Here is a 23,634-nt window from a genome sequence, read left to right on the forward strand (position 1 = left end):
AAAGCGACCTGCGGTGATCACCATGGAACCGTGGAACTGCTGGAGTACGTCACCGAGCTGCTCGAGGGCACGCTCGGATCGCCCTGGCTGTGGGTGATCGTGTTCCTCGTGTCCGGGTTGGACGCGCTCCTGCCGTTCATGCCGAGCGAGACCACCGTCATCACCGTCGCCGTCCTGATCGGCACGGACTTCTCCCAGCTGGCGCTGCTCGCGCTGGTCGCCGCGCTCGGGGCCTGGCTGGGCGACTGTCTCGGCTACACCGTCGGCACGGCCGCGGGTCCGCGAGCGCTCGCCCGCCTGCAGCGCGGTCCGGACGGGGTCCGGCGCTACGAATGGGCGAAAATCCAGGTGCGGCGCAACGCCGTCCTGCTGATCCTCGCCGCCCGCTATCTGCCAGGAGGCCGGGTCGCGAGCGGTCTCGCCAACGGCAGCCTCGGCTACCCGCCGCGCAAGTTCGTCCCGCTGGATGCCCTCGGCGCGAGCATTTGGGCGGTGTACAGCGTCTTCATCGGTCTCGTCGGCGGAGCGGCCTTCGCGGACGAACCGGAGAAGGGCCTTCTGCTGTCCTTCGGGCTCGGCCTGCTGCTCGTCGCGGCGATCGAGGTCGGGCGGCGGGTCCGCGTCCGGATACTGACCCGGCGCCGCACGGCGGCCGGGACCAGCGACAATGGAGTCCGTGTCGAACCCTGAACGTCGCTATGTGATCTCCTTCGGCTGCCCTGACCGCACCGGCATCATCGCCCGTATCTCGGGTTTCCTCGCCGAACACGGCGGTTGGATCGTCGAAGCGGCGTACCACACGGACCCCGACACCGGCTGGTTCTTCACGCGCCAGGTCGTGCGCGCCGACTCGCTCCCGTTCGACGCCGCCGAACTGCGCGCCCGCTTCGCCGACGTCGCGAAGTCGCTTTCGGCCGAGTCGAGCTGGCAGGTCAGCGACACCGGTGAGCGGCGTCGCGCCGTGATCCTCGTCTCCAAGGCCGGGCACTGCCTCTACGACCTTCTCGGCCGGGTCGCCTCGGGCGAACTGGACGTCGACGTCGCCGCCGTCATCGGCAACCACGCTTCGCTGGGCGACATCACCCGCGCCCACGGCATCCCGTTCCACCACGTCCCGTTCCCCGCCGGTGACGCCGCCGCCAAGGCGTCCGCCTTCGCCGAAGTGCGGAAACTCGTCGACGAGCACGACCCGCACGCCGTCGTTCTCGCCCGGTTCATGCAGGTCCTGCCCCCGGAACTGTGCGAGGCGTGGGCCGGGCGGGCGCTCAACATCCACCACAGCTTCCTGCCGTCGTTCGTCGGCGCGCGGCCGTATCACCAGGCCCACGCGCGCGGGGTGAAGCTCATCGGCGCGACCTGCCACTACGTCACCGCGGATCTCGACGCGGGCCCGATCGTCGACCAGGACGTCATCCGCGTCGACCACGGCGACTCCGTGGAGGACATGGTCCGCAAGGGCCGCGACATCGAGAAGGTGACGCTGGCGCGGGGGCTGCGGTGGCACCTCGAAGGCCGGGTGCTGGTGCACGGGAACCGGACTGTCGTGTTCTAGTGGTTCACTGGTTCCATGGGGACCTCAGAGATCAAAGTGATCGAGACGCGTGAAGCGCTGCGTGAACATCTCGGCCACCCGGCCGAGCGCACCAAGGGGAAGATCATCCCCTTCCTCGACCAGCATGCCCGCACGCTGATCGAGCACTCGCCGTTCTACCTGCTGGCGACGGCGTCTTCCGACGGGACCTGTGACGTCTCCCCGCGGGGCGATCCGGCCGGTTCCGTGAAGGTCCTCGACGACAAGACGCTGGTGCTGGCGGACCGCCCGGGCAACAAGCTGCTCGACAGCCAGACCAACATCCTCGAGAACCCGCACGCCGGGCTGCTGTTCCTGATCCCGGGGATGAACGAGACGCTGCGGATCAACGGCCGCGCGAAACTGGTCGCGGACGCGCCGTTCTTCGACGACCTCGTGGTCAAGGGGAAGCGGCCCGCGCTGGCGATCATGGTCGAGGTCGAAGAGCTGTACATGCACTGTGCCAAGGCTTTCCTGCGGTCCTCGCTGTGGAAGCCGGAAACCTGGCCGGAGCGGTCCAGCCTGCCGACCGCCGGCCAGATCTTCCGCGACCAGATGAAGCTGGACATGTCGGCGGAGGCGCTGGACGCCGCGTTGACCGAAGGCGCGCTCACCACTCAGTACTGAGCCCTCGCGCGCGCTATGAACGGGCCGGTCCTTGCAAATTTTGCAAGGACCGGCCCGTTCATAGCATCGGGAGGCGGGGTCAGACGCGGACCAGCATCTTGCCGGTGTTCGCTCCGCCCAGCAGGTCGAGGAACGCCTGCGGCGCGTTGCGGATGCCGTCCACGATGGTCTCCGAGTACTTGAGCTCGCCGGAGGCGACCAGCGGTGCGACCTCCTTGACGAACTGCGGCTGGAGCGCGAAGTGGTCGCCGACCAGCATGCCGCGCATGGTGAACCGCTTCGCGATGATCGACGCGAGGTTGCGCGGGGCTGCGGCCGGTTCGGTGTTGTTGTAGACCGAGATCATCCCGCAGATCGCCATCCGGCCGTGCAGGTTGATCGAGTCGATCGCGGCTTCGAGGTGCTCGCCGCCGACGTTGTCGAAGTACACGTCGATGCCCTCGGGCGCCGCCGCGCGCAGCTGCTCGGCGACCGGGGCGTCCTTGTAGTTGAACGCCGCGTCGAAGCCCAGCTCGTCGGTCAGCCACTTGACCTTCTCGTCGGTGCCCGCGCTGCCGATGACCCGCTTCGCGCCCTTCAGCTTGGCCAGCTGACCGACGACGGAACCGACCGCGCCCGCCGCGCCGGACACGAAGACGGTGTCGCCCTCTTTGAACTCCGCGACGTCGAGCAGGCCGGCGTACGCGGTGAGCCCGGTCATGCCGAGGACACCGAGGTACGCGGTGATCGGCGCGGCTTCGGGGTCGACCTTCACCGCGTGCTTCGCGTCGACGACGGCATGGGAGCGCCAGCCGAGACCGTGCAGCACGATGTCGCCCGGCCGGAAGTCGTCCACGGTGGACTCGAGCACTTCACCGACGGCGCCACCGTGCATGACCTTGCCGACCTCGTACGGTTCGGCGTAGGACTTCGCGCTGCTCATCCGGCCGCGCATGTACGGGTCCACGCTCAGCACCTGGTTGCGGACCAGGATCTGCCCCTCGCCCGGCACCGGGATCTCGACGTCGGCGATCTCGAAGTTCTCGAGCGTGGGGACGCCGTGCGGACGGGAGGCGAGCCGGATCTCGGTTGCGTTCACGAGGTAACTCCAAGTCTGTTGCCCAAGCGGGGCGATCGCCCCGTATTCACGACGGGTACAACGAGCGAACCGGGGCGACCATTCCGGTTGTGGCGAGCACTACACGACCTCGGCGAGTTTGCCGAGCACTCCCTCGTAGATCCGCTTGAGCCCACCGGGCGCGAAGGTCTTCTCGAAGAAGCCGCCGATGCCGCCCGCGCCGTCCCAGGTCGTCTCGATGCGGACGACGGTGCCGTCCGGCACCTCGCGGACGGTCCAGGTGGTGACCATGCTGGAGTTCGCGTCGGTCTCGACGAGAGTGCCTTCGGACGGCTCGGTCACCGTCGCGGCGACGTCACGCACGCGCTTCGACGTGGCCTGAAGCTTCCAGCGCGCCTTCGTGCCCGCGCCGACACCGCCTTCGGTGACCTCGTAGTCGCGGTAGTGCTCGGTCAGCAGCTTCGGCCGGGTTTCGGCGTAGTCCGCGACGAGCGCCCTGACCTTGTCCGCCGGCGCCTCGATGGTGCGCTCCGCGATGGCCGTGACCTTTCCCATCCCACTCCCTTTCACCCGTGGTGCAACGACAGCGTCCACGATTCCACCGGTGCTCGCAGCCGGAGCGGGCGGCCCCTCGGCGCAAGTACGTGAAGGCCCCCTTCACTGCGTCTAGCGCAATGAAGGGGGCCTTCACGTACTTCAAGCTCTAGATGAGGGACTTTTCCTTCAGCCAGTCCTTCGCGACGTCCGCCGGCTTCTCGCCGTCCGAGTCGACGCGCTTGTTCAGCTCACGCAGCTGTGCGGTGTCGAGCGCCTTGCTCACGGCGTTGACGGCGGCCGCGAAGTCGGCGCCGCGCTCGTCGAGGACCTTCTTGTTGACCGCGGGCACGACGTTCTCGGTCGGCACGATGCCGAGGTCGTCCTCCAGCGCCACGAACTGCGGGTCCCCGACGAGCGGGCTCACCGAGTCGACCGGGATGACGGTGACCTTGCCGGACCGCAGCTGCTCGACGCGCGGGCCCGCTTCCTGCACGGTCTGGAACGTGGCCTTCAGCTTGTAGATGTCCGTGAAGCCCTTGAAGCAGGGAAGCCGCTCCGCGCACTCCGGCCCGCCCGCGACGATGACGTTGTCGACCTTGGACAGGTCGCTGATCTTCGCGAGGCCCTTCTCCTTGGCGAGGTCGGCCTTCACGATGTAGGTGTTCTTGTCCTCGGCGGGCGAGTAGTCGAGCAGGGCGATCCCGTCGGCCTCGAACAGCTTCTTGAGCTGTTCGTGCTCCCCCGCAGCGTCCTTCGCGGCCTCCTTGCCGAAGCCGGTGGTGATGGCGGCGCCCTGGTACTCCGGGATGAACTGGAGTTCGCCGGATTTCAGTGCCGGGTAGATCAGCTCGCGCGAACCGAGGTTCAGCTTGCGGGTGATCGGATAACCCTTGGCCTCCAACGCGTTCGCGTACAGCTCGGCGAGGATCAGGCTGTCGGTGAAGTTGAAGGAGGCGACCACGATCGGCGCCCCGCCCTTGCTCGGCGCGGCCGGGGCCGCCGCGTCGTCTCCGCCCCCACAGGCGGTCATACCGAGGAGGGCGGCGGCGAGCACCGCGCCCACTCGAACGTTCCGTGTCCAGCGCACGTGCACACACTCCTATGACTCGTTCAGAGGAATGAACCGTATCCCCGGGTCACGACAGAATCCACATTTTGAGAGTTGCGCCCCCTCTGCTCCCAGAGAGCGGAATCCGACCGCCCGATCGGGGTAAGGTCGGCCGGTGCGAGCATCCTCCGTGTTCCCCGTTCCCGCCCAAGGCGGACGGCCGCTCTTCGAGTGGCGGTGGGTGGACCGCAACCTCGACGAGATCTTCGAGCGGCTCGGCGAGCACATCACACTGACCGCGGCGGCCCTCGCCATCGGACTGGTGGTGTCGATCGGTGTTTCCGTGGTTTCGCTGCGTCGCAGGTGGTTCTACGTCATCGCGCTGAGCACGGCGGGTTCGTTGTACGTCATCCCCAGCCTCGGCGCCTTCGCCGTACTGGTGCCCTTCACCGGCTTGACGTCCTTCACCACCGCGGTGATTCCCTTGGCCACGTACACGTTGCTGATCCTCATCCGCAACATCGTCACCGGTGTCGAACAAGTGCCCAAGGAAGTCCGCGAAGCCGCGATTGGCATGGGTTTCACGCGTTCGCGGTTGCTGTGGCAGGTCGAACTCCCGCTCGCGCTGCCGGTGGTGATCGCGGGGCTGCGGGTCGCGGCGGTGACCACGATCGGGCTCGTGACGGTGACCTCCATGCTCGGCAAGGGTGGCCTCGGGTACTTCATCCGCAACGGGATCCAGACCGCGACGCCGAACCCCACGTCGATCATCGTCGGCGTCGTGCTTTCCGTGGTGCTGGCCGTGGTGGTGGACCTGCTGCTGTGGCTCGGTGGGCGCGCGCTCGCGCCGTGGTCGCGGAAGGCGGCGTCGCGATGAGCATCATCGACCAGACCATCGAGTGGTTCGGCGAACCGAATCGCTGGAGCTGGACGGATCCGGCGGGTGTGCCGTACCGGACGGTCGAGCATCTCCAGTTCTCCTTGCTGGCGCTGGCGATCTCGGCCGTGCTGACGATCCCGCCCGCGTTGTGGCTGGCGCACTACCGTCGCGCGCAGTTCCTCGCCACGAGCGCGGTGAACATCGGGCGCGCGATCCCCAGCTTCGGGCTCGTGATCCTGTTCTGGTTCCTGGCTGCCCGACTCGGGGCCGACACGACGTTCTGGCCGTTGATGCTCGCGCTCGTGGCCTTGGCGCTGCCGCCGTTGTTCACGAACACCTACGCGGGCGTCATCCAGCTGGAGCAGGAAACCGTCGACGCCGCGCGCGGAACCGGCTACCGCGAGTGGCAGATCATGCTGCGGCTGGAGTTGCCGCTCGCGTCGCCGGTCATCCTGGCGGGTGCCCGTGTCGCGTTCCTGCAACTGGTGGCGACGGTCGCGATCGGCGCGATCGTCAACGACGGCGGCGGGCTCGGCCGGTACATTGTGGACGGTTTCGCCCTCGGCGATCCCGGCCACGGCGAGATCCTGGCGGGTGGTATCGCGGTCGTCGTACTGGCTTTGGTGTGCGAAGGGGTTTTCGCACTCGTCACGCGTTGGGTGACCCCGCGCGGGCTGGCGCTCCAGTCCCGCGCGGATGCCCGGACCTGATCCGCCGCTAGCCGAGAAGCCAGACCCAGTACTGGTCACCGTCGAGAACGTGGTTCCGGCCGAGGAATTCTCCCAGCTTCTCCTCCATCGCCCGGTAGACCGGCTCGACGACCGGCTTCACCGTGAACGTCGGCCCCTCCGTGGTCCCCGGTGAAAGAGCCGCCCCGTCCAGCGTCGTCGTGAACGGGTACACGGCGCACTCGAGGGCCGTCCCGTCCGGACCCGTATGCCAGTCCGGGCCCCATCGCGCCGCACAGTACCGCTCGGCGACCGCCTTGTTGGCGTCCCGGGTCGCCCCGTCGTGGTGGATCCGGGTGAGCGGGTAAGTACGTCTTCCGCTGCTCGTGGAGGCGTTCCCCGCGTAGTAGCGGCCTTCCGCCCGCCCGGGGTACGTGGCGGCGATATCGCCGCGGAAAGCCTCGGACACCAGTTTTTCGTACGGATCGCGGACATCCAGGAGGAACATGGGCGTCTTCGGGAAGACACACCTGCTTCCTTGGACGTAGCCGGCGACGTCGCACCGCACGTCGGACGAGAGCGGCGGCGCGCCCAGATCACCGGTTTCGCCCTCGATGAACAGGGACCGGCCCAGCCGGTACCAGGTACGCTTCTCGTCCTGGATCAGCGGCGGGTCGGCGGGATTCGGGTCGTCCTCGCCACCCATCGTGAACCCGGTGTACTCGACCGGCCGGGCCTTCCACTCCGCGATGCTCTTCGTGATCTTGGTTTCCGGCGCGTCACAGTTCGCGGTCCCGGCCGGGTTCTTCGCGGTGCGGGTCATGCCGATGCCGAAGCGTGTGGTGTCGGGCAGGCCGCGGTAGGAGAAGATGCCCACCTGATGACCGATGACGACACGGCGCTGTGCGGGCTCCATGTTGCGGATGACGATCACCTGCGCGAGCAATTGGGCGACGAGCGGGCAGGACGCCTCCGGACAGGCGTGCCGGGTATAACGCACATTGGTGATCTGACAGCTGGAAAACCTGTTTTTGACGTATCCTGCCAACGGATCCGGGCGGCTGGGCGAGCATTCGCCGAAGGTGACCGGCTCCGGCGTATTCCGCTCGGCCGGGGAGAATTGAGGGGAAATGTCCCCGGGTGCCCCGAGCGCCACGCTCTGCACCGAGGCGACGGACAGGATCGCCAGCAGGACAACGAGTACGCTACGACTGGATCTTCGACGGTTCACGGTATCCCCGTTCAGAGAACGAATTCGGACCGCCCACGGTAAAGGAGCGGCATCGCCGGACGCACTCCGTCATTCGAGGGGCGATATTTCCGTCATCGCGCGAACGGAGGCATTTCCCGGGGGCGCGTGGCTCGCCGGAACGGCCTGAAAGAATCAGAATTCATTACGGCGGCGAGAGCAGTCACTTCCGGCCCCAATGACCGATCCTCGGCCACCGGCGGCACCACCGTCCGGAGCCACTCATAGGCGGTGCGAAGTCCGGGCGGCCCCTCCCCGTCGGCCAGCCATCGCGCCTGCGAACCCGTGATCAGCTCGCCGGCCGTGATGGCGAACATCCGCGCACAAGCGTCACGGAGCTGATTCGCCGCCGCCCAGGCGAACGCCTGCACATCCTCCTGCCCGCCGGAAGTGTCGACAGAACCCAGCGTCGCAGGCGTGGCCAGCCGCCGTAGCGCGTGCAGTTCCCCCACCGCTCGTTTGTGCAAGGGCACCAGCCCCGCCTGCGGGCCCGGATCCACCGCGAGCTGCGCGGGAAGGCCGCTGAATCGCTCGTCGAGCAACCGGTGCGTCCGCTGCACGCTCACTTCGCCGAGATGCACCAACGCCGCCGTCACCGCGTCCATCCGCAGCCCGAGTTCGACGGCGTGGAATCCTGTCGTGGACACGAATTCGCCGTCGAGGAACACCGGCGAGTCGGTCGGCACCGAGCGCCGGAGCACCTCCTCCAGTTCTCCCGCGACCCGCGTCAGATGGGCGAGCGCGCGGGGAGCGACCCGTACGGAAACGGGCGCCTGCACGACTTCCGGCCGTTCGGCGGCACCTTGGATCAGTCCGCTCACTTCGCGCAGGACCGAACGCAGGACCTGGTCGTCTCCGGCCAGCGAAGGACGATAGACCGCTTGCGGCGCACCGAGGACGTCGATCGCGATCGCCGCGGCCAGCGTCTGCAGGTCCACGAGCCGCCGGACTTCGGTGAGCGCGAGGGCGGCGAGCGTCTCCGCCACCGGCGAGCCCTGGATGAGGGTCGCGGCTTCCTTGGGCCCTGGCTCGTACGGCTCCGCCAGCACTTCCGCCGCGGGCGTCTCGACGCCGTCCACCAGCACGGTGCCGACACCGAGGAAGGTCTGGAAGGCGTGCGCCAGCGGGATGATCTCGCCGGCGCTGCCCAGGCCCGTCCGCGGTACGGCGGGAGTGAACCCCTCGTTCAGGCGGTCGACGAGGAACGTCACCAGCTCCGGGCTCGCCCCCGCCTCGGGCGCGAGCAGATCCCGCAGGCGCACCAGCATCAGCCATCGCACTTCGTCCGCCGAGAGCCAGGGCGGGCCGCCGACGGCGCGGCCGATCAGCAGGTTCCGCTGGTGCGCGCTCGACGCGGGCGCGGCGATCCCCGCGAGCCGCCCCATCCCGGTGTTCACGCCGTAGACGGGGCGGTCGGTCAGCGCGGCTAGGACACGGGTGCGGTTCTCGCCGAGCTCCGCCAGCAACGCGGGATCGATCTCGAGGAAACCGGCTTCGAAGGCCGAGGCCAGCGGGAAGTCCTTTGTGGACAGCTTCACTCGACGGGGCGCGCGAGCCCGTCGATCACTTCGGCGCCGGGCAGGGACGCGAGCCCGAGATCAGCAGCTTGCCGCCGCGGATACCGCTGCCGATGACCAGTTCGGGTTCGTCGGCGACGCGCTGGTCGATCAGGATCGGCCACTCCGCGGGGAGTCCGACCGGCGTGATGCCGCCGTACTCCATGCCGGTCAGCGAGACGGCCTCGTCCATCGGGGCGAAGGAGGCCTTGCGGACATCGAGACGGCGCTTGATCACGCCGTTCACGTCGGCGCGGGTGGTGGCGAGGATCATCGCGGCGGCGAAGCGGACCTCGCCGGCGCGTTTGCCGGCGACGACGACGCAGTTCGCGGACGCGGAGAGCGGTGAACCGTACGCCTCGCAGAAGGCCGCGGTGTCGGCCAGCTCGGCGTCGATCTCGACGACGCCGACGGCGTCCGGGTCGGGCAGGGCGGCGAGCGCCTTGGCGACAGGCTCGGCGAGCAGGTCCGTGCGGGAGAGGGCGGGGGCGACGGTGAGGCTTCCGGCGATGGTCCAAGTGGTCACAGGCCCACCATAATCACCAGTTGCGGCCGCCGCGTTGCACCTCGATGAGCTTGGGGCGGACGTCCACGAGGTAGACCAGGACCGCGACCAGCGCGGGCAGCCACAGGATCATGCCGCCGCCGTAGAACTGGAAGAACGTCAGCACCACGGTGGACCCACCGGTGATGAGCATCCAGATGGGCTTGGTCTTCCGATCGGCGGCCGAGTACGCGTCCGCGCGCTGCAACAGCGCATGCACGAAAGCGAACAGCCCCGTCAGCGCGCCGCCCCAATGGATGGCGATGAGGATCCAGGTGGCAACGAACACGAACTCAGCTTACGTCAAACCGGGCGAATGACCCGGGCCCCCGGCACCGAAGGCGGTGACGGGGGCCCGGGAGTTCACGCGGACCTTACTTCTCGGTGGTCTTCGGCGCGGTGGCCGGCTTCTTGGCGGCCGGGCTGGTGGTGGTGCGGCGCGCGGTGGTCGTGGTCTTCGGCGCGGTCTTGTTGGCGACCTTGCGCGAAGCCGAGCGGGTCTCGTGCGCGAGGTCGTCGCCGATCTCCTCGACCTCGTCGGCGATCTCGCCGGCGACCTCGGTCACCTTGCGGGCGGTCTTCTCGCCGACGGAGCGGGTGCCCTTGGTGACCTTGCCGAGCACGGTGTCGATGCGCTCACGGGCGTCGGTGGTCGCGCCCTCGACCCGGTCCTGCGCGGTGCTGATCGCGTCTTCCAGCTGCTCGATGGCCTTCTTGACCTGCGGCTGCGCGGCGATCTTGTCCCACGCCTGCTCGCCGGACTCGGCCAGCTTGTTGTACAGCTTCAGCGCGGCTTCGGTGTACTCGTCGATGACCTTGCGCAGCTCGGCCGGGTCCAGCTTCTCGCGGAGGCCCTCGACGTCGTGCGGGAGCTCCTCGATGTTCTTGCGGGCGGTCTCGCTGCCCTCGACGACCTTCTCCTTGGCCTTGGACACGGCGTCGACGACGGCCTGGCCCGCCAGGTTGCCGGCGCCCAGCGCGGCCAGCAGCGGCGTGCGGACCTGGTCGAGGGCGGTGTGCTTGCGGTCGGTCTTGGTGGCCGTGGTCATGCTGACTCCTTGGTTTCGGTGACTTGGTCTTCGGTTTTCGCCTTGGCCGCCACCGCGGGTTTCGCGGCGGCGTTCTCGCGGCGGAACGATTCGTAGACGTCGAGCAGGACCTGTTTCTGCCGTTCGGTCAGCTCGGCGTCGGCGCGGATCGCGTCGCCGACCGGGCCGCCCGTGGGCAGATCGAGGATTCCCGCTTGCACGTAGAGCGCCTCGGCCGAGATTCGCAGGCCCTTGGCGATCTGCTGGAGGATCTCCGCGCTGGGCTTGCGGACCCCGCGCTCGATCTGGCTCAGGTACGGATTGGACACGCCGGCGAGTTTCGACAGCTGCCGCAAGGAGATCTTCGCGTTGCTGCGCTGCTGGCGGATGTACTCGCCGATGTCGGAAGCGATGTCCGCGACCTTCTCCATCGGTCCACCCGATGCGGGCTGATCCCGGTCGATGTCTGACATCGGTCACCTCCTCGCGACGTCTTCAACGCTACGCGCGGGTGCTAGCAATTGCAAGCACTCTGCTTGCAACCATCGGGTGTGTTGGTCCTCACCCCGCTACCGTGGAGGGATGTCGAACGCGACGCGGCTGCGGCGGCGCCTCGTCGAGCATCTGCTCGCCGAGGGCGTGCTGCACGACGCGCGCTGGATGACCGCGTTCCGCTCCGTGCCGAGACACGTCTTCCTGCCGCGGTTCTTCGTCCCGGCGGCGAACGGCTGGGCCGCGGTCGAAAGCGGCGACGACGAGTGGCTCCGGCGCGTGTACTCCCCCGATGTGCTGGTCGTCCAGCTCGACGACGACTCGGGACTCTGGGAACGGGCGCGTTATCTCGGCGCCCAGCCGGGAACGCCGACGAGTTCGTCCAGCCAGCCGTCGATAATGGCGATCATGCTCGAAGAGCTCCGGGTCACCGACGGGCATCGCGTGCTGGAGATCGGCACGGGCACCGGCTACAACACCGCCCTGCTGTGCCATCGACTCGGATCCGGGCTCGTGTACACGGTGGACATCGATCCGGAACTGGTCGACGCCGCGCGCAAACGGTTGGCGGAGATCGGGTACGCGCCTTCGTGCGCGGCGGCCGACGGCGCCGAGGGTTTCCCGGCGGGTGTCCTCTACGACCGGGTGCTGTGCACCTGTTCGGTGTCGTCGATCCCGCCCGCGTGGCTGGAGCAGACGGTGCCGGGCGGGCTGATCGTCACCACGCTGAACCGGCCGATCGGCGGTGGGCTCGTCCGGATCGTCGCGGGCGAGGGCGCGACGGGACAGGGGCGGGTGCTCGCGCGCGACGGTCGCTTCATGCCACTGCGCGCACACCGCTTCAAGCCGTCGAAGGCGCTCGATGGCGATGTCTCCTGGCGGCCGACCCGGCTGCCGATGGGCGTGCTCACCGAAGTCCGCAGCCGCTTCGAGTTCTTCGCCGGGCTCCACCTCCCCGGCGTGACGGCCGCGCGGGCGGGCCAGAGCACCACGTTGGTCCACCCGGACGGCTCATGGATGCGGCATCGGCAGCGGGGCGGCGAGTTCGAAGTGGCCGAAGGAGGCCCGCGGCGGCTGTGGGAGATCGTCGAAGCGGCGCACGAAGACTGGCTCGGCCTCGGGGAACCGGGGCGGGAGCGGTTCGGGCTCAGCCTCGACGGCGTAGAACAGGTGATCTGGCTGGATTCACCCGACGGCCGTACTTGGCCGCTGTTTCCCTGAAAGCAGGCCTCGCACCCACTGCTCGACGTGGTCGACGGCGTCGTCCACCGGGATGTGGGTGGTGTCGAACAACTCGACCGGCGGCTCCATCGAGGGCGCTTCCGCTCGCAGCCACTCGTTGAACTCCAGCATCTCCTCGACGCGCTCCTCGTCCCACTCGCGCCAGGCCGGCCGCGCGAGCAAACGCTTGCGCAGCGCTTCGGGCTCGCTGACGAGCGCCAGGTAGTGGATGTCGGAGAAGAAGACGCGCTCGGGCAAACGCTCGAATTCGGGCGGCGCGACGGTGCCGCAGAGCACGACCGGCCGCCCGTTCTGGTGCAGCATCGCCGCCATCCGCAGCCAGGTCGAGCGGAACGCGGGATGGCCGGGGACGTCGTCCCGCAGCGCCCCGGTCCACAACACGTCCTGCTCGACCACGAGCGCGAGATCGCCGAGCCGTTCCGCGAGCCGCGGCCCGACCGTCGACTTGCCGGCACCGCTCGGGCCGGTCAGCGCGAAGAGCGGGAGCCGCCGGAACGGCCACTGGTGCGCGCATACCGCGCACACCAGCAGCTCGCTCTCGACTCGTGGCCGTTCGGCGCGATCACCGCAGGCCGGGCAGATCTTGAGATCGAGGACCACGGTCAGTCGAAGAGGCCTTCGAGGAAGCCGCCCTTACGACGCTTGTGGCCGTAACCGTGGGGCGAGTCCGCGTAGCCGCCGCGGTACCCCTTGGGCGAGTCGGCGTAACCGCCCCGGTAGCCCTTCGGCGAGTCCGCGTAGCCGCCGCGATGCGGCCGCGGGGAGTCCGGCCGTCCGTAGTGCGGCGCCGGCGCGTGTCCACCTCCCTGGTACGGCGGGGGCGGCTGGTGCCCTCCGCCGTAGTACGAGTTCTCGGCACCGGCGATGGCTTCCAGCTCACCCCGGTCCAGGAAGATGCCGCGGCACCCCTGGCACTGGTCGATGTGGATGCCGTTCTTGTCGACGGTCTTCATGGCGTTCTGGCACTTCGGACAAATCACGTATCAGAGATTACGCATTTTTCTCGTCCGAGGTCAGCAGGCGCACAGACAAAACGGGTGCCCGGCCGGATCCGCGTACACGCGGAAGGTCTCCGGCGAGTCGTCGAGCAGCTTCGCGCCGATCTTCAGCGCGCGCTCGTGCGCGGCCTCCATGTCGGTGACGTCGAGGTCGACGTGGGCCTGCTGCGGGTTCTCGGCGGACGGCCACGCGGGCGGCCGGTGGTCGGGCACGCGCTGGAACGAGAACCGCGCGCCGCCCTCCGGATTCCGCAGAGTCACCCAATGGCCGTCTTCGGCGACTTCTGCCGCTTCCCAGTCGAGCAGCTCGCGGTAGAACTCCGCGAGCGCGACCGGGTCCGGGCAGTCGAGCGCCACCGCGCCGAAGGTCGGTACCGCACCCATGGTTCAGCCTCCCAAGATGATTGAGTAACCAGTGAAATGAGTATGCGGGTTATCGGAGCCGATGACAACCGGTCTCGCCCGTACACTGGGGAAGGTGAACACCGACGCGTCCCTGGTGGTCGAGTTTCTGAACACGGTGAACGTCGAACGCGGCACCGACCTCCTGGATGATCTGGAGTCCTGGCAGCACTGGGCGCGGGATCACCGGCTTCGCGCGGATACCCCCGCGGCCGCACGCGAAACCCGGGACGCGCTGCGCGCCGCGATCGGCGACCCTCGGCTCCCGCGGCCCGGCCTGCGCGCGCCGGCGGAGATCGTCCTCGGCCCGGAAGGCCCGCTCCTCGTCTCGGAAACGGTCTGCGAGGCGGTGATGGCGGCGTCGACGCGGCTGACCGTGCTCGGCGAATGGATCCGGCTCAAGATCTGCCCGGCGGACGACTGCCTGTGGGCGTTCTACGACGAATCACGGAACCGGTCGAGGACGTGGTGCTCGATGCGGGCCTGCGGCAACCGGGAGAAGGCGCGGGCCTGGCGGGCGCGGACGGCGGACATCTCGACCTGAGCCACTTCGCGCAAGTAGTCACCTACTTGCGGGGCGAGCCGCGCGCGGAACTCGCGTGATCGAGGGCGTAACTCGCGTGATCAGAACCGTAACTCGCGTGATCGGACGAGTTACGCCTCCAAGCACGCGAGTGACGCCTCCAGGCACGCGAGTTACGGCCTCCGACCACAACTTCTGGTGTCACCCACCCCGGAGTTACCCCCAGGGGTTGTGCACACCGTTAGGCCAAAGACGTGAAAAGCTGTGGATAACCCTGGGGATGACTCCACTTCCTGTGGACAACTCCCGGTGAGGCCTCCGGAGTGTGGTATAGGCGCAGCCGCTCAGAAGAGCAGCTGCGCGACCGCGTAGATGACCAGCCCGGCGAGCGCGCCGACCACCGTGCCGTTGATCCGGATGAACTGCAGATCCCGGCCGACCTGGAGCTCGATCTTGCGCGAGGTCTCCTCGGCGTCCCAGCGCTCCACGGTGTCGGTGATGATCGTGGTGATCTCCTTGGAGTAGTGCGTGACCACGTAGGCCGCCGCACCCTCCACCCAGGTGTCCACTTTGGACCGGATGTGGTCGTCGGAGACCAGCCGCCCGCCGAGGGACTCGAGGCCGGTGCGCACGCGGCGCCGCAGCTCGCTCGACGGGTCCTCGGCGGCGTTGAGCAGCATCTCCTTCGCCGTCGCCCACGCCGAGCCGATCAGCTTCTGCACCTCGTCGTGCCCCAGCATCTGGGACTTGACCTGCTCGGCACGCGCCATCACCTCGGGGTCGGTCTGCAGGTCCTGGGCGAACTCGCCGAGGAACTTGTCCAGCGCCAGCCGCATGGGGTGGTTGACGTCGGTCTTCACCGCCCAGACGAACGACAGCACCTCGCCGTAGACCTTGTCCGCGAGCATCTCGTCGACGAATTTCGGCGACCAGCTCGGCGCCCGGTCCGAGACCACGCGCAGCATCGTCGTGTGGTTGTCCCGCACCCATTCGTAGGCGCGGTCGCACATCAGGTCGACCAGCTTGTGGTGCGCCCCGTCGGCGAACACCCCGGCCAGGATCTTGCCGAGCGGCGGACCCCACGGCTTGTCCACGATCCGCTTGACCACGGCCTGTTCCATGATCGCCTGGACGTCTTCGTCGCGGAGCACCTTGACCGCCGCCCGGACGACAGTGGCCAGTTCCGACGTCACCCGCTCCGCGTTGGCGGGCTGCGAGAGCCAGCCGCCGAGCCGCTTCGAGACCTCGATCCGGCTCAGTTTCTCGCGGATCACGGTCTCGGACAGGAAGTTCGAACCGACGAAGTCACCGAGGCTGCTGCCAAGGGCGTCCTTCTTGTTCGGGATGATCGCGGTGTGCGGGATCTTGATCCGCAGCGGATGCCGGAACAGCGCCGTCACCGCGAACCAGTCGGCGAGCGCGCCGACCATCCCGGCTTCGGCGGCGGCGCGGACGTAGCCGACCCAGGCGGGCCAGCCGGCGGCTTCGGCCCAGCTGGTCAACAGGAAGATCACCGTCGCGCCGAGCAGGAACGACAGCGCGACCATCTTCATCTTGCGCAGGCCGCGGCGCTTCTCCTCCTCGGCGGCGGTTCCACCGGGCGGATCGGCTGGGGTCACCTTGGCGGGCGTCAGTTGCTCCACACCGCCATTGTCCGTGAGGATGGCTCATCGTGCGCGAACCTGTCCTCGTACCCCGCCTCCAGCCCTTCACGTCGACCATCTTCGCGGAGATGACGGCACTGGCCGTCCGCCACGAAGCCGTCAACCTCGGCCAGGGTTTTCCCGACACCGACGGCCCCGCCGGAATGCTCGACGCCGCCAAGAACGCGCTGTTCGGGGGCGCGAACCAGTATCCGCCGGGTCCCGGACGGCCGGAGCTGCGCGCGGCGATCGCGCGGCATCGTCTCCGCTACGGCGTCGAATACGACCCGGACACGGAGATCCTGGTCACCGCCGGCGCCACCGAGGCCATCGCGGCGTCGCTGATCGCGCTGACCCAGGCGGGCGACGAGGTCATCGTCATCGAGCCCTACTACGACTCGTACGCGGCCGCGGTCGCCATGGCGGGTGCGGAGCGGCGTGTCGTCGGCCTGGTGGAACGCGACGGCCGGTTCGCGCTGGACGTCGAGGGCCTGCGCGCCGCGGTGACCGGCCGGACCAGGGCGATCCTGATCAACTCGCCGCACAACCCGACGGGCACGGTGTTCACCCGCGCGGAACTGGAGGCCGTCGCCGCGCTCTGCGTGGAGCACGATCTGATCGCGATCACCGACGAGGTGTACGAGCACCTGGTCTTCGACGACGCCGAGCACCTGCCGCTGGCGACCTTTCCCGGCATGCGCGACCGGACCGTCTCGATCTCCAGCGCGGGCAAGACGTTCAACTGCACCGGCTGGAAGATCGGCTGGGTCTGCGCGAGCCCCGAACTGGTCGCGGCGGTGAAGGCGGCGAAGCAGTTCATCACCTTCGTCTCGGGCGGCCCGTTCCAGCCCGCCGTCGCCCACGCGCTGGACCACGAACTGCCGTGGGCCGAAGACCTGCGCACAAGCCTGCAGGGCAAACGGGACCGGCTCGCGGCGGGTCTCGCGGAGGCCGGGTTCGCGGTCCGGCCGACCGCCGGGACGTACTTCGTCTGCGTCGACGTCCGGCCGCTCGGCTTCGACGACGCCGCCGAACTGGCCTGGGAGCTCCCCGAACGGGTGGGCGTGGCGGCCGTGCCCGTAAAGGTGTTCACCGATCACCCGGAAGAGTGGAAACACCTCCTGCGCTTCGCGTTCTGCAAACGCAACGAGGTCATCGACGAAGCGGTCACCCGATTGCGCAAACTTCGGTGACTCGTCCGATGTTCGCGGCACTGCTCACGCCCAGCCGCCCTTTTCGAGCGTCCTTTTGAGCCGGTCCAGGCATCGTCTTCGCAGCCTGCCCACACTGGCCGGGCTGATGCCCAGCTCCCCCGCGAGCTGGGCATAGGACAGCTCCGGCCGGTACGCGAGGAGCCGCATCATCCGCCGATGCGACTCCGGCAGCCGATCGACCGCCGCCCAGAGCGCACGGTCACGTTCGGCGCGGACGACTTCGGCCTCCGGGGTCGTCTCCGCCTCAGGGAGCGGGCGCGGGATTTCGCGCCTGTTCCTGGTGATCATCCGGAGCGCGCGGCGCCGCGCGGTGGTCGTCAGCCAAGCGCCGAGCTTCGCTTCGTCGCGTAGTGCGCCGGGCGCGCGAAGCAGGTCCAGCCACGCGTCCTGACAGACGTCCTTGGCGTCGGCTTCGCTCAGCCGATACGCCTTCAACGTCCTGAGCACCACCGCCGACAGCGCGTTCACGTCCCACATCCCGGACCCTTCCCTCCCGGCGGCTCGCGGCCGCCGCGCCGATCACCGAACGCGACTTCGACGGCACGCACCGCAGCAGGGATCCGGAAAAGGTCAGGTCACCCAGGATTTGAGTAGTTCCACCCGTCCCCGGATGGCCGCTCGGCACATACCGAGAGTGATCAACTTCGCTACTCCAGGCACCGGAGCCGGTTGCGTCGTTCCGCCTAACGGGCTGGATCGGCGGCGGCTGAAGTGAAACACTCCCCTCCGGTGCTAAAACTGGTGCAGCCCCGGGGGAACTGCGACCTGGCCGGAAGAGACCCCAAGAAAGATCGAACTCACGCGGGAAACGTGGGTTTCAGGCGCGGACGGTGGTGATTGCTGTGAGCGGTACGGCAGTCGTGCGCCGTGGCGGCTTCACCACCCCGAAGCGAATCCTTTTCGCGGGCGGACTCGTACTCACCGGCTGGATCCTCGGCGCCGTGCTGAGCACCCCGGCTTCGGCGGACGAACAGCCGCCCGTGACACCGGAGACCTCGGTGGTCCAGCCCGCGGACGAAACCGGGGCCGGGAAAACGACTACTCCCGAGAAGCCTGCCGAGTCCACTTCGGACTCCACCGCGACCGAAACCGCGAAACCCGCTGAGACCACTGAATCCTCTGAAGAAGAGCCCGCTCCCGTTGTGAACGAGGAGCCTGAGGCCCCAGAGGCAGAGGCGGTCTCGAGCGCGAGTTCCGTCGAGACGACTTCTTCTCCGGAACCGGCGTCGACCAAGACCGCGAAGACCCAAGCGTCCAATGGCTTGCTGGGCGGCCTCATCGGCGGCGTGCTCGACGTCGTCACCACCACGGTCGGCGGCGTCGTCCACACCGTCGGCGGTGTCGTCGGTGTCGTCGATGGAATCGGCGACCAGGTCGTCGCGCCGATCATCACGCCGAATCCGTGCTGCGGCTCGGGTGCCCCGGTGATCCTGCCGGGTACCGGCGACATGCTCGACCCTGTCTTCGGCGGCGGCTCCGGTGAATCGGCGAGCGGCTCGGTCACCATCGCCGTCCCGGCCAAGGCCGTCACGCAGAACGCGCCCGCGCCCGCCGCTCCGGCCCCGCGCCCGGTCGTTCCCGCCGAGAGCCCCGCTCCGGCGACGGTGAGCCAGCACCACCGCGTCACGCTGCCCGTCCGGGTCAAGACCGACGCTCAGCCCGCTCCGCCCGCGCCCGTCGAATCCGACACGCACGCGTCCCCGGACGGCGGCGGCTCGGGTGGCGGCGGTGGCCTGCCGAACACCCCGGTGGCCCCGATCGCGCCCACGACGACCGCCCAGCCGGGCCACGACAACACCGGCGGCGGCCGCGGGCCGCTCGCCGTGCTCGACTCCGGTGTGCCCGCCACGCAGCTGAAACTCCTCGGAACCGGCTGCGACCACGAAGGCGAGCGCACCGGCAGGGAAGCCGCGCTTCCCGCCACTTCCCCCGACTGACCTGACCGGGTCGCCGGGGAGAACCACGTCCAAACCAAGATCAACTTCGGGTTTCGACGTCTGCTGATCCCGCCGGCTCAAGCCGCTTTTTCGCCTGCCCCTTTTTCAGGCATCCCCCTGTCTTCCCGAACGGCCGACCGCGCCCGGCCGGTTCGGATCCCGGCCCCGGCGCCGCGCTGCCCCTGTGGCGCCGGGACCAGCACCGGGTGGACTTCGGGGGCTTCTGCTCACCGCGCCGAGCAGGAGCCGGCCAAGCTCGAAGCCCGCCTGAACCGCGGGCGGTTCCCGGCACGTCGAGGGGCTGTGCCGGGTAACCGCCGCGGTGCCCGTCCCGAGGTTTCGGCCTCGGGGCGGGCCGGATAGCCGGTGCGCTGGTCGTGCGGCGCCGATGCCCTCCCTGGAGCATCGGCAGCCCCGCCGGCGCACCGGCTATTTCCGTTTCCAGCCCAGCGAGTCAGGTGACCTGGACGGCGGCCGGAGCGGCCGTGGCGGGGGTCGCGGCCACCGAAGCGGCGGCCGTGCCCAACCGCCGCACGGCCTCGAAAAGCCGTTCGGCCGGGAGCGCGTACGGCAGCCGCAGCCAGCGCTCCAGTCCACCGTGGACACCGAACCGCGAACCCGGCGCCACCTGCACTCCGTGCCCGGCCGCGGCGACGGCCAGCCGCGTGCTCATCGGCTCCGGCAGACGGCACCACAGCGAAAGCCCGCCCCGCGGCACGGTGAACGTCCACTCCGGGCAGTACCAGTTCAGCGCGCCGGTCAGCGCGTCCCGCAACGCCAGCGCCTCCTGACGGCGGTGCGCCAGCGCGGCCCCGCCGTCGTCGAGCAGTTCGGCGAGGACGAGTTGCTCGAAGACCGGCGACCCCAGGTCGACGGCGAACCGGGCCGCGATCAGCCTGCCGATGACGTCCTCGGAAGCGCGGATCCAGCCGAGCCGCAGGCCCGCCCAATGCGATTTGGACGCCGACCCGATCGTGATGCCGAGGTCGCCCAGGTACGCGCCCAGCGGTGGCGGTCCATCGGCCGGATCGCCTTCGAGGTCCAGCTCGACCAGCGTCTCGTCGACGATCGCCGGGGTACGGGTGCGGTTCAGCGCGGCCGCGAGGCGCTGACGGCTGTCGGCGTCCATGCGCAGGCCGGTCGGGTTCTGGAAGTCCGCGACGAAATACGCGAGCCTCGGCGCGGATTGCCGCAGCGCGGCCTCGATGCCGACGATGTCCCAACCGGTGGCCGGATCCAGCGGCACCGGCACCGGGATGGCATGGGCGGCGCCGATGGCCTCCAGCGAGTTCGGATACGTCGGCTGCTCGACCAGCACCCGGTCGCCCGGACCGGCCAGCATCCGCAGGATCTGCACGAACGCGTGATGCGCGCCGTTGGTGATCATCACCTGGCCGGCATTGGTCGGCAGCCCGCGTTCGGTGTAGCGGCGGGCGATCCGCTCGCGCAGGATCCGCAGGCCACGCACCTGGTAGCCGTTCTCGCCGAGGTGGTCCACCAGCGCCTTCCGCGCGGCGTCCACGGCCGGGACCAGGCCGGCGACGGCGGGCGGGCAGGCCTGGGCGAGGTCGATGAGGTCCTCGCCGGTCGGGAGGATCGCGTCCCGGCCCCGGCCGCCGGGAGACGCGATCCACGAGCCCGCCCCGCGACGGCTGGCGACCAGACCGTCGGCGCGCAGTTTGTCCAGCGCGGCGCCGATCAGCGTGCGGCTGACCTCCAGCGCGTCGGCGAGCTCGCGTTCGGCCGGGAGTTTCGTGCCGAGTGGCAGCCTGCCGTCGAGCACCAGCAGCTCGACGGCCGCCGCGAGGTCCGCGGCACCGTGTCGAGAACCACTTTGGCGCCAGTTCCCCAGCAAAATAGCCAATTTCGCACCTGAAACGCGTCCAGTCAGTGGGATCAGCGGTTCCATAAGGCCAATTGTTCCAGATTGGTCATGGTCAAGGCAGCCACTTACCCCTGATGGTGGACGCGTGGCACTCAAACTGGATCTCAGACCGGTCGGCATCTCCCAGGACACCACCCGCCGGTCGGTACAGCTCGTCGCCGGGCTCGTCCTCTACGGCGGCAGCATGGCCATGCTGACCAGGTCCGGGCTCGGCCTCGACCCGTGGGACGTGCTCCACGAAGGGCTGATGAAGATCACCGGCCTCTCGTTCGGCACGGTCACCGCGATCGCGTCGGTGCTGGTACTCCTGCTGTGGATCCCGCTGCGGCAGCGGCCGGGGATCGGCACCGTAGCCAACATCGTGGTCATCTCGCTCACCGTCGACTTCGTGCGGCTCTTCCTGCCCGACCAGGACGTGCTCGGCTGGCAGATCGTCAACCTGGTCGCCGGCGTGGTCCTCAACGGCCTCGGCGCCGCCGTCTACGTCGGCGCCAGGCTGGGCCCCGGCCCGCGCGACGGCCTGATGACCGGGCTCTCGGCCCGGACGGGCAAGTCGATCCGGCTCGTCCGGACGCTCATCGAGATCACCGTTCTGGCCGCCGGCTGGCTGCTCGGCGGCACCGTGGGCGTCGGCACGGTCCTCTACGCGCTCGCGATCGGACCACTGACGCAGGCATTCCTGCCGTACGTCATCTGGCGGGAGCGCGCCCGCCCGTGATCGGGGGCGTAACTCGCGTGCTCACAGACGTGACTCGCGTGATTGAAGGCGTAACTCACGTGTGCGGCCTCCAAGCACGCGAGTTACGCCTCCAATCACGCGAGTCACGCGTCTGATCACGCGAGTTCCGCGAAGCGGGATGTCAGCTGGCCTCCCGTTGTTCCAGCAGGCGCCGGACGGCGAGGTAGTCGATGCCCCGCTGCGCGAGCACGTCGGCCGCGGCACCGGGAACGGCGGTCATCGCGAGCAGCAGGTGCTCGCCTTCGATGCGCTTGCTGCCGACATCGATGGCTTCGCGGAGGCTCTTCTCCAGCACCTTCTTCGCCTCGGGTGTGAACGGCCGATGGCCGCGCCCGGCGCGCCGTCCGCCGGTCAGCGCGCCGGGACCGTGGGTCTGCTCGACCCGCTCGACGATGTGCTCGACGTCGATGCCGAACCCGCTCAGGGCTTCGACGTCGGCGTCGCTCATCCCGCCCCGCCGCCGGACGCGCCGGAGGTCGTCGGCCAGTTCGTCCGCCGGGCAGCCCAGTGCGGCGAGCACGCCGGTGTGCCGGGCGAGGGACGTCAGCAGGTGCAGCGGGTCGACGTTCCCGGACACCTCGTCCGTCGCGACGCGCTGGGCACCGACGACGACATCGCGGGCTTCGGTGGTGAAGCGTTCGAACATCAATGCCTCCCGTACTTCTTGTGCACCGCTTGCCTGCTGACCCCCAGCTCGGCCGCGATCTCCTGCCAGGACCAGCCGTGCACCCGCGCGCTGCGGACCTGCACGGCCTCGAGTTGTTCCAACAGCCGGCGCAAGGCGGCGACGGCGCGCAATCCCACCCGGGGATCGCGGTCGCCGGCTCGCGCGGCCAGATCTGTCGCTTCGGTCATGACGTCAACCTACGTTGACATCTCGCGCATGTCAACCTCAGTTGACAGTTAGGGTCGGGTCATGGTCGAAATCGCAGTGGCGGAAAGGGACGGAGTAGGCGCGGACGGAGCGACGCGCCCGACCGAAGACCACGTCGCCGTACTCGGCAACGCCGTGGTGGTGCTCGACGGGGCGACCGCGCCACGGCCGGATCTGCCGTCCGGCGGCTGGTACGCGAGCCTGCTCGTGCACAGCCTGTCGCGGGCGCTGACCGCGGAACCCCAAGCGGATCTCGGGGTGCTGTTGGCCGAGTCGATCGCCGACGTCGCCCGCCGCGAAGGCCTCGAACCGGGACGATCCCCGTCGAGCACGGTCGCGATCGCGCGCTGGACGGACGACACTGTCGACGGACTCGTGCTCGCGGACAGCCCGATCGTCGCCTTCGGTCCTTCCGGCGCCGATCCGCTCACCGACGACAGGCTCGTTTCGCTCCGCGAAAGCGGCCAGCTTCGCACTGGCGCCGACGTCCGCGTGAAACGCAACGCGCCGGACGGCTTCTGGGTCGCCGAGGCCGAGCCGAGGGCGGCGGCCGAAGCCGTCCGCCGAAGCTGGCCTCGTTCGGAGGTCGACGCCCTGCTCTTGGCGACGGACGGCGTCGCGATCGGTGTCGACGAATACGACCTCTTCGACTGGCCGGAAGTGCTCGCCATCAGCCGGGAGAGGGGGCCGGACGCCGTCCTCGACGCGGTGCGCACGGCGGAGAAACAGGACCCGGACGGCGAGCGCTGGCCCCGCGCGAAAAGGCACGATGACCAGCTACTGGTACTGGTCGACTTCGGGGTAGCCCCAGGGTAAAACCGGGGGCTTCCCGGATCGGCAATCCGCGCCCGCGCGAGCAGGCTGAACGCATGACGTTCCCTGGGGAGAGATCGCGGACCAAGCCCTGGCTGATCGCGTCGG

Annotated in this window: 27 protein-coding genes and 1 pseudogene; 11 read left to right on the forward strand and 17 right to left on the reverse strand. The window is 69.1% G+C overall.

The genetic code is table 11. From position 1 onward, the window contains the following. Positions 1–30 precede the first annotated feature (30 nt). From CVV72_RS26715 to CVV72_RS26725, 3 genes are read left to right on the forward strand one after another with little or no spacing between them, the layout of a single operon-like run. Positions 31–690 (forward strand): DedA family protein, encoded by a 660-nt coding sequence (locus CVV72_RS26715; protein WP_219146272.1) that lies wholly within the window; start codon positions 31–33, stop codon positions 688–690. Then, complete coding sequence (purU, locus tag CVV72_RS26720; protein ID WP_219146273.1) at positions 668–1,552, forward strand: formyltetrahydrofolate deformylase; 885 nt, start codon at positions 668–670, stop codon at positions 1,550–1,552. The genes CVV72_RS26715 and purU overlap by 23 nt, the downstream gene beginning before the upstream one ends. A gap of 15 nt (positions 1,553–1,567) precedes the next feature. Continuing rightward, positions 1,568–2,197, forward strand: a complete 630-nt coding sequence (locus tag CVV72_RS26725; protein ID WP_219146274.1) for a pyridoxamine 5'-phosphate oxidase family protein — start codon at positions 1,568–1,570, stop codon at positions 2,195–2,197. A gap of 79 nt (positions 2,198–2,276) precedes the next feature. Here CVV72_RS26725 and CVV72_RS26730 read toward each other — a convergent pair whose 3' ends face one another. From CVV72_RS26730 to CVV72_RS26740, 3 genes are all read right to left on the reverse strand, one after another. Continuing rightward, positions 2,277–3,275: an NADP-dependent oxidoreductase gene (locus CVV72_RS26730; protein WP_219146275.1), complete on the reverse strand. Its 999-nt coding sequence runs from the start codon at positions 3,273–3,275 to the stop codon at positions 2,277–2,279. Positions 3,276–3,374: 99 nt separating this feature from the next. Further along, the gene (locus CVV72_RS26735) at positions 3,375–3,809 is read right to left on the reverse strand and encodes an SRPBCC family protein (protein WP_219146276.1); all 435 of its coding nucleotides are present in this window, start codon (positions 3,807–3,809) and stop codon (positions 3,375–3,377) included. A gap of 148 nt (positions 3,810–3,957) precedes the next feature. Then, entirely contained in the window at positions 3,958–4,878 is a 921-nt protein-coding gene (locus CVV72_RS26740; protein WP_255632270.1) for an ABC transporter substrate-binding protein, read from the reverse strand. 151 nt (positions 4,879–5,029) lie between these two features. Between CVV72_RS26740 and CVV72_RS26745 the strand changes: the two genes are divergently transcribed. Both CVV72_RS26745 and CVV72_RS26750 read left to right on the forward strand, forming a co-directional pair. Beyond that, positions 5,030–5,716 (forward strand): ABC transporter permease, encoded by a 687-nt coding sequence (locus tag CVV72_RS26745; RefSeq protein WP_219154145.1) that lies wholly within the window; start codon positions 5,030–5,032, stop codon positions 5,714–5,716. Then, positions 5,713–6,429, forward strand: a complete 717-nt coding sequence (locus tag CVV72_RS26750) for an ABC transporter permease (RefSeq protein ID WP_219146277.1) — start codon at positions 5,713–5,715, stop codon at positions 6,427–6,429. The genes CVV72_RS26745 and CVV72_RS26750 overlap by 4 nt, the downstream gene beginning before the upstream one ends. Before the next feature lie 7 nt (positions 6,430–6,436). Here the strand turns inward: CVV72_RS26750 and CVV72_RS26755 are convergent, their stop codons facing one another. From CVV72_RS26755 to CVV72_RS26780, 6 genes and pseudogenes are all read right to left on the reverse strand, one after another. Next, entirely contained in the window at positions 6,437–7,387 is a 951-nt protein-coding gene (locus tag CVV72_RS26755) for a transporter (RefSeq protein WP_255632271.1), read from the reverse strand. Positions 7,388–7,710: 323 nt separating this feature from the next. Next, positions 7,711–9,174: an aromatic amino acid lyase gene (locus tag CVV72_RS26760; RefSeq protein ID WP_219146279.1), complete on the reverse strand. Its 1,464-nt coding sequence runs from the start codon at positions 9,172–9,174 to the stop codon at positions 7,711–7,713. Beyond that, a pseudogene (locus tag CVV72_RS26765) lies at positions 9,171–9,718 on the reverse strand (YbaK/EbsC family protein). The gene CVV72_RS26760 and the pseudogene CVV72_RS26765 overlap by 4 nt, the downstream one beginning before the upstream one ends. 13 nt (positions 9,719–9,731) lie before the next feature. Continuing rightward, positions 9,732–10,025 carry a DUF2516 family protein gene (locus CVV72_RS26770; RefSeq protein ID WP_034310520.1) on the reverse strand — a complete coding sequence of 98 codons (294 nt, stop codon included), beginning with the start codon at positions 10,023–10,025 and terminating at the stop codon, positions 9,732–9,734. Between the two features lie 85 nt (positions 10,026–10,110). Then, positions 10,111–10,785 carry a hypothetical protein gene (locus CVV72_RS26775; RefSeq protein WP_219146280.1) on the reverse strand — a complete coding sequence of 225 codons (675 nt, stop codon included), beginning with the start codon at positions 10,783–10,785 and terminating at the stop codon, positions 10,111–10,113. After that, positions 10,782–11,195 carry a helix-turn-helix domain-containing protein gene (locus CVV72_RS26780; RefSeq protein ID WP_219154147.1) on the reverse strand — a complete coding sequence of 138 codons (414 nt, stop codon included), beginning with the start codon at positions 11,193–11,195 and terminating at the stop codon, positions 10,782–10,784. The genes CVV72_RS26775 and CVV72_RS26780 overlap by 4 nt, the downstream gene beginning before the upstream one ends. 151 nt (positions 11,196–11,346) lie before the next feature. On the opposite strand from CVV72_RS26780, the gene CVV72_RS26785 reads away from it, so the two are divergent. Next, the gene (locus CVV72_RS26785; protein WP_219146281.1) at positions 11,347–12,477 is read left to right on the forward strand and encodes a methyltransferase domain-containing protein; all 1,131 of its coding nucleotides are present in this window, start codon (positions 11,347–11,349) and stop codon (positions 12,475–12,477) included. Here CVV72_RS26785 and CVV72_RS26790 read toward each other — a convergent pair. From CVV72_RS26790 to CVV72_RS26800, 3 genes are read right to left on the reverse strand one after another with little or no spacing between them, the layout of a single operon-like run. Further along, a complete protein-coding gene (locus tag CVV72_RS26790; protein WP_219146282.1) occupies positions 12,442–13,098 on the reverse strand; it encodes an AAA family ATPase in 657 nt (218 codons plus the stop codon). The genes CVV72_RS26785 and CVV72_RS26790 overlap by 36 nt on opposite strands. 2 nt (positions 13,099–13,100) lie before the next feature. Continuing rightward, positions 13,101–13,451, reverse strand: a complete 351-nt coding sequence (locus CVV72_RS26795) for a zf-TFIIB domain-containing protein (RefSeq protein ID WP_255632272.1) — start codon at positions 13,449–13,451, stop codon at positions 13,101–13,103. Positions 13,452–13,511: 60 nt separating this feature from the next. Continuing rightward, the gene (locus tag CVV72_RS26800; protein WP_034310507.1) at positions 13,512–13,880 is read right to left on the reverse strand and encodes a VOC family protein; all 369 of its coding nucleotides are present in this window, start codon (positions 13,878–13,880) and stop codon (positions 13,512–13,514) included. Between the two features lie 61 nt (positions 13,881–13,941). On the opposite strand from CVV72_RS26800, the gene CVV72_RS26805 reads away from it, so the two are divergent. Then, entirely contained in the window at positions 13,942–14,442 is a 501-nt protein-coding gene (locus CVV72_RS26805; protein WP_219146284.1) for a CGNR zinc finger domain-containing protein, read from the forward strand. A gap of 323 nt (positions 14,443–14,765) precedes the next feature. Here the strand turns inward: CVV72_RS26805 and CVV72_RS26810 are convergent, their stop codons facing one another. Further along, a complete protein-coding gene (locus CVV72_RS26810) occupies positions 14,766–16,064 on the reverse strand; it encodes a DUF445 domain-containing protein (protein ID WP_219146285.1) in 1,299 nt (432 codons plus the stop codon). 29 nt (positions 16,065–16,093) lie between these two features. Between CVV72_RS26810 and CVV72_RS26815 the strand changes: the two genes are divergently transcribed. Next, complete coding sequence (locus tag CVV72_RS26815) at positions 16,094–17,257, forward strand: pyridoxal phosphate-dependent aminotransferase (protein WP_219146286.1); 1,164 nt, start codon at positions 16,094–16,096, stop codon at positions 17,255–17,257. Between the two features lie 24 nt (positions 17,258–17,281). On the opposite strand, the gene CVV72_RS26820 is transcribed toward CVV72_RS26815, so the two are convergent. Next, positions 17,282–17,755 carry an RNA polymerase sigma factor gene (locus CVV72_RS26820; RefSeq protein ID WP_219146287.1) on the reverse strand — a complete coding sequence of 158 codons (474 nt, stop codon included), beginning with the start codon at positions 17,753–17,755 and terminating at the stop codon, positions 17,282–17,284. A 365-nt stretch (positions 17,756–18,120) separates the two neighbouring features. Between CVV72_RS26820 and CVV72_RS26825 the strand changes: the two genes are divergently transcribed. Next, positions 18,121–19,215, forward strand: coding sequence for a hypothetical protein (locus tag CVV72_RS26825; protein WP_219146288.1), 1,095 nt, complete (start codon positions 18,121–18,123; stop codon positions 19,213–19,215). Positions 19,216–19,669: 454 nt separating this feature from the next. Here CVV72_RS26825 and CVV72_RS26830 read toward each other — a convergent pair whose 3' ends face one another. Further along, on the reverse strand, positions 19,670–21,124 hold the full coding sequence (locus CVV72_RS26830) for a PLP-dependent aminotransferase family protein (RefSeq protein WP_219146289.1): 1,455 nt from the start codon (positions 21,122–21,124) through the stop codon (positions 19,670–19,672). Between the two features lie 61 nt (positions 21,125–21,185). On the opposite strand from CVV72_RS26830, the gene CVV72_RS26835 reads away from it, so the two are divergent. Continuing rightward, on the forward strand, positions 21,186–21,818 hold the full coding sequence (locus CVV72_RS26835; protein WP_219146290.1) for a YitT family protein: 633 nt from the start codon (positions 21,186–21,188) through the stop codon (positions 21,816–21,818). Between the two features lie 142 nt (positions 21,819–21,960). Here the strand turns inward: CVV72_RS26835 and CVV72_RS26840 are convergent, their stop codons facing one another. Together CVV72_RS26840 and CVV72_RS26845 are read right to left on the reverse strand one after the other, a co-directional pair. Next, on the reverse strand, positions 21,961–22,485 hold the full coding sequence (locus tag CVV72_RS26840) for a Clp protease N-terminal domain-containing protein (RefSeq protein ID WP_219146291.1): 525 nt from the start codon (positions 22,483–22,485) through the stop codon (positions 21,961–21,963). Continuing rightward, a complete protein-coding gene (locus tag CVV72_RS26845; RefSeq protein WP_004559389.1) occupies positions 22,485–22,694 on the reverse strand; it encodes a sigma factor-like helix-turn-helix DNA-binding protein in 210 nt (69 codons plus the stop codon). The genes CVV72_RS26840 and CVV72_RS26845 overlap by 1 nt, the downstream gene beginning before the upstream one ends. A gap of 61 nt (positions 22,695–22,755) precedes the next feature. On the opposite strand from CVV72_RS26845, the gene CVV72_RS26850 reads away from it, so the two are divergent. Then, the gene (locus CVV72_RS26850; protein WP_219146292.1) at positions 22,756–23,529 is read left to right on the forward strand and encodes a protein phosphatase 2C domain-containing protein; all 774 of its coding nucleotides are present in this window, start codon (positions 22,756–22,758) and stop codon (positions 23,527–23,529) included. Positions 23,530–23,634: the final 105 nt, after the last annotated feature.

This window comes from Amycolatopsis sp. TNS106, from assembly GCF_019330265.1.
Taxonomy (GTDB): domain Bacteria; phylum Actinomycetota; class Actinomycetes; order Mycobacteriales; family Pseudonocardiaceae; genus Amycolatopsis; species Amycolatopsis lurida.

Excerpts from the sequence above, each read along its gene's own strand:
- CVV72_RS26830 (WP_219146289.1), bottom strand. The coding sequence starts at position 21,124 with ATGGAACCGCTGATCCCACTGACTGGACGCGTTTCAGGTGCGAAATTG.
- CVV72_RS26750 (WP_219146277.1), top strand. The coding sequence starts at position 5,713 with ATGAGCATCATCGACCAGACCATCGAGTGGTTCGGCGAACCGAATCGC.
- CVV72_RS26780 (WP_219154147.1), bottom strand. The coding sequence starts at position 11,195 with ATGGAGAAGGTCGCGGACATCGCTTCCGACATCGGCGAGTACATCCGC.
- CVV72_RS26845 (WP_004559389.1), bottom strand. The coding sequence starts at position 22,694 with ATGACCGAAGCGACAGATCTGGCCGCGCGAGCCGGCGACCGCGATCCC.
- CVV72_RS26800 (WP_034310507.1), bottom strand. The coding sequence starts at position 13,880 with ATGGGTGCGGTACCGACCTTCGGCGCGGTGGCGCTCGACTGCCCGGAC.
- CVV72_RS26795 (WP_255632272.1), bottom strand. The coding sequence starts at position 13,451 with ATGAAGACCGTCGACAAGAACGGCATCCACATCGACCAGTGCCAGGGG.
- CVV72_RS26725 (WP_219146274.1), top strand. The coding sequence starts at position 1,568 with ATGGGGACCTCAGAGATCAAAGTGATCGAGACGCGTGAAGCGCTGCGT.
- CVV72_RS26820 (WP_219146287.1), bottom strand. The coding sequence starts at position 17,755 with ATGTGGGACGTGAACGCGCTGTCGGCGGTGGTGCTCAGGACGTTGAAG.
- CVV72_RS26850 (WP_219146292.1), top strand. The coding sequence starts at position 22,756 with ATGGTCGAAATCGCAGTGGCGGAAAGGGACGGAGTAGGCGCGGACGGA.
- purU (WP_219146273.1), top strand. The coding sequence starts at position 668 with ATGGAGTCCGTGTCGAACCCTGAACGTCGCTATGTGATCTCCTTCGGC.
- CVV72_RS26785 (WP_219146281.1), top strand. The coding sequence starts at position 11,347 with ATGTCGAACGCGACGCGGCTGCGGCGGCGCCTCGTCGAGCATCTGCTC.
- CVV72_RS26735 (WP_219146276.1), bottom strand. The coding sequence starts at position 3,809 with ATGGGAAAGGTCACGGCCATCGCGGAGCGCACCATCGAGGCGCCGGCG.
- CVV72_RS26805 (WP_219146284.1), top strand. The coding sequence starts at position 13,942 with ATGACAACCGGTCTCGCCCGTACACTGGGGAAGGTGAACACCGACGCG.
- CVV72_RS26840 (WP_219146291.1), bottom strand. The coding sequence starts at position 22,485 with ATGTTCGAACGCTTCACCACCGAAGCCCGCGATGTCGTCGTCGGTGCC.
- CVV72_RS26775 (WP_219146280.1), bottom strand. The coding sequence starts at position 10,785 with ATGACCACGGCCACCAAGACCGACCGCAAGCACACCGCCCTCGACCAG.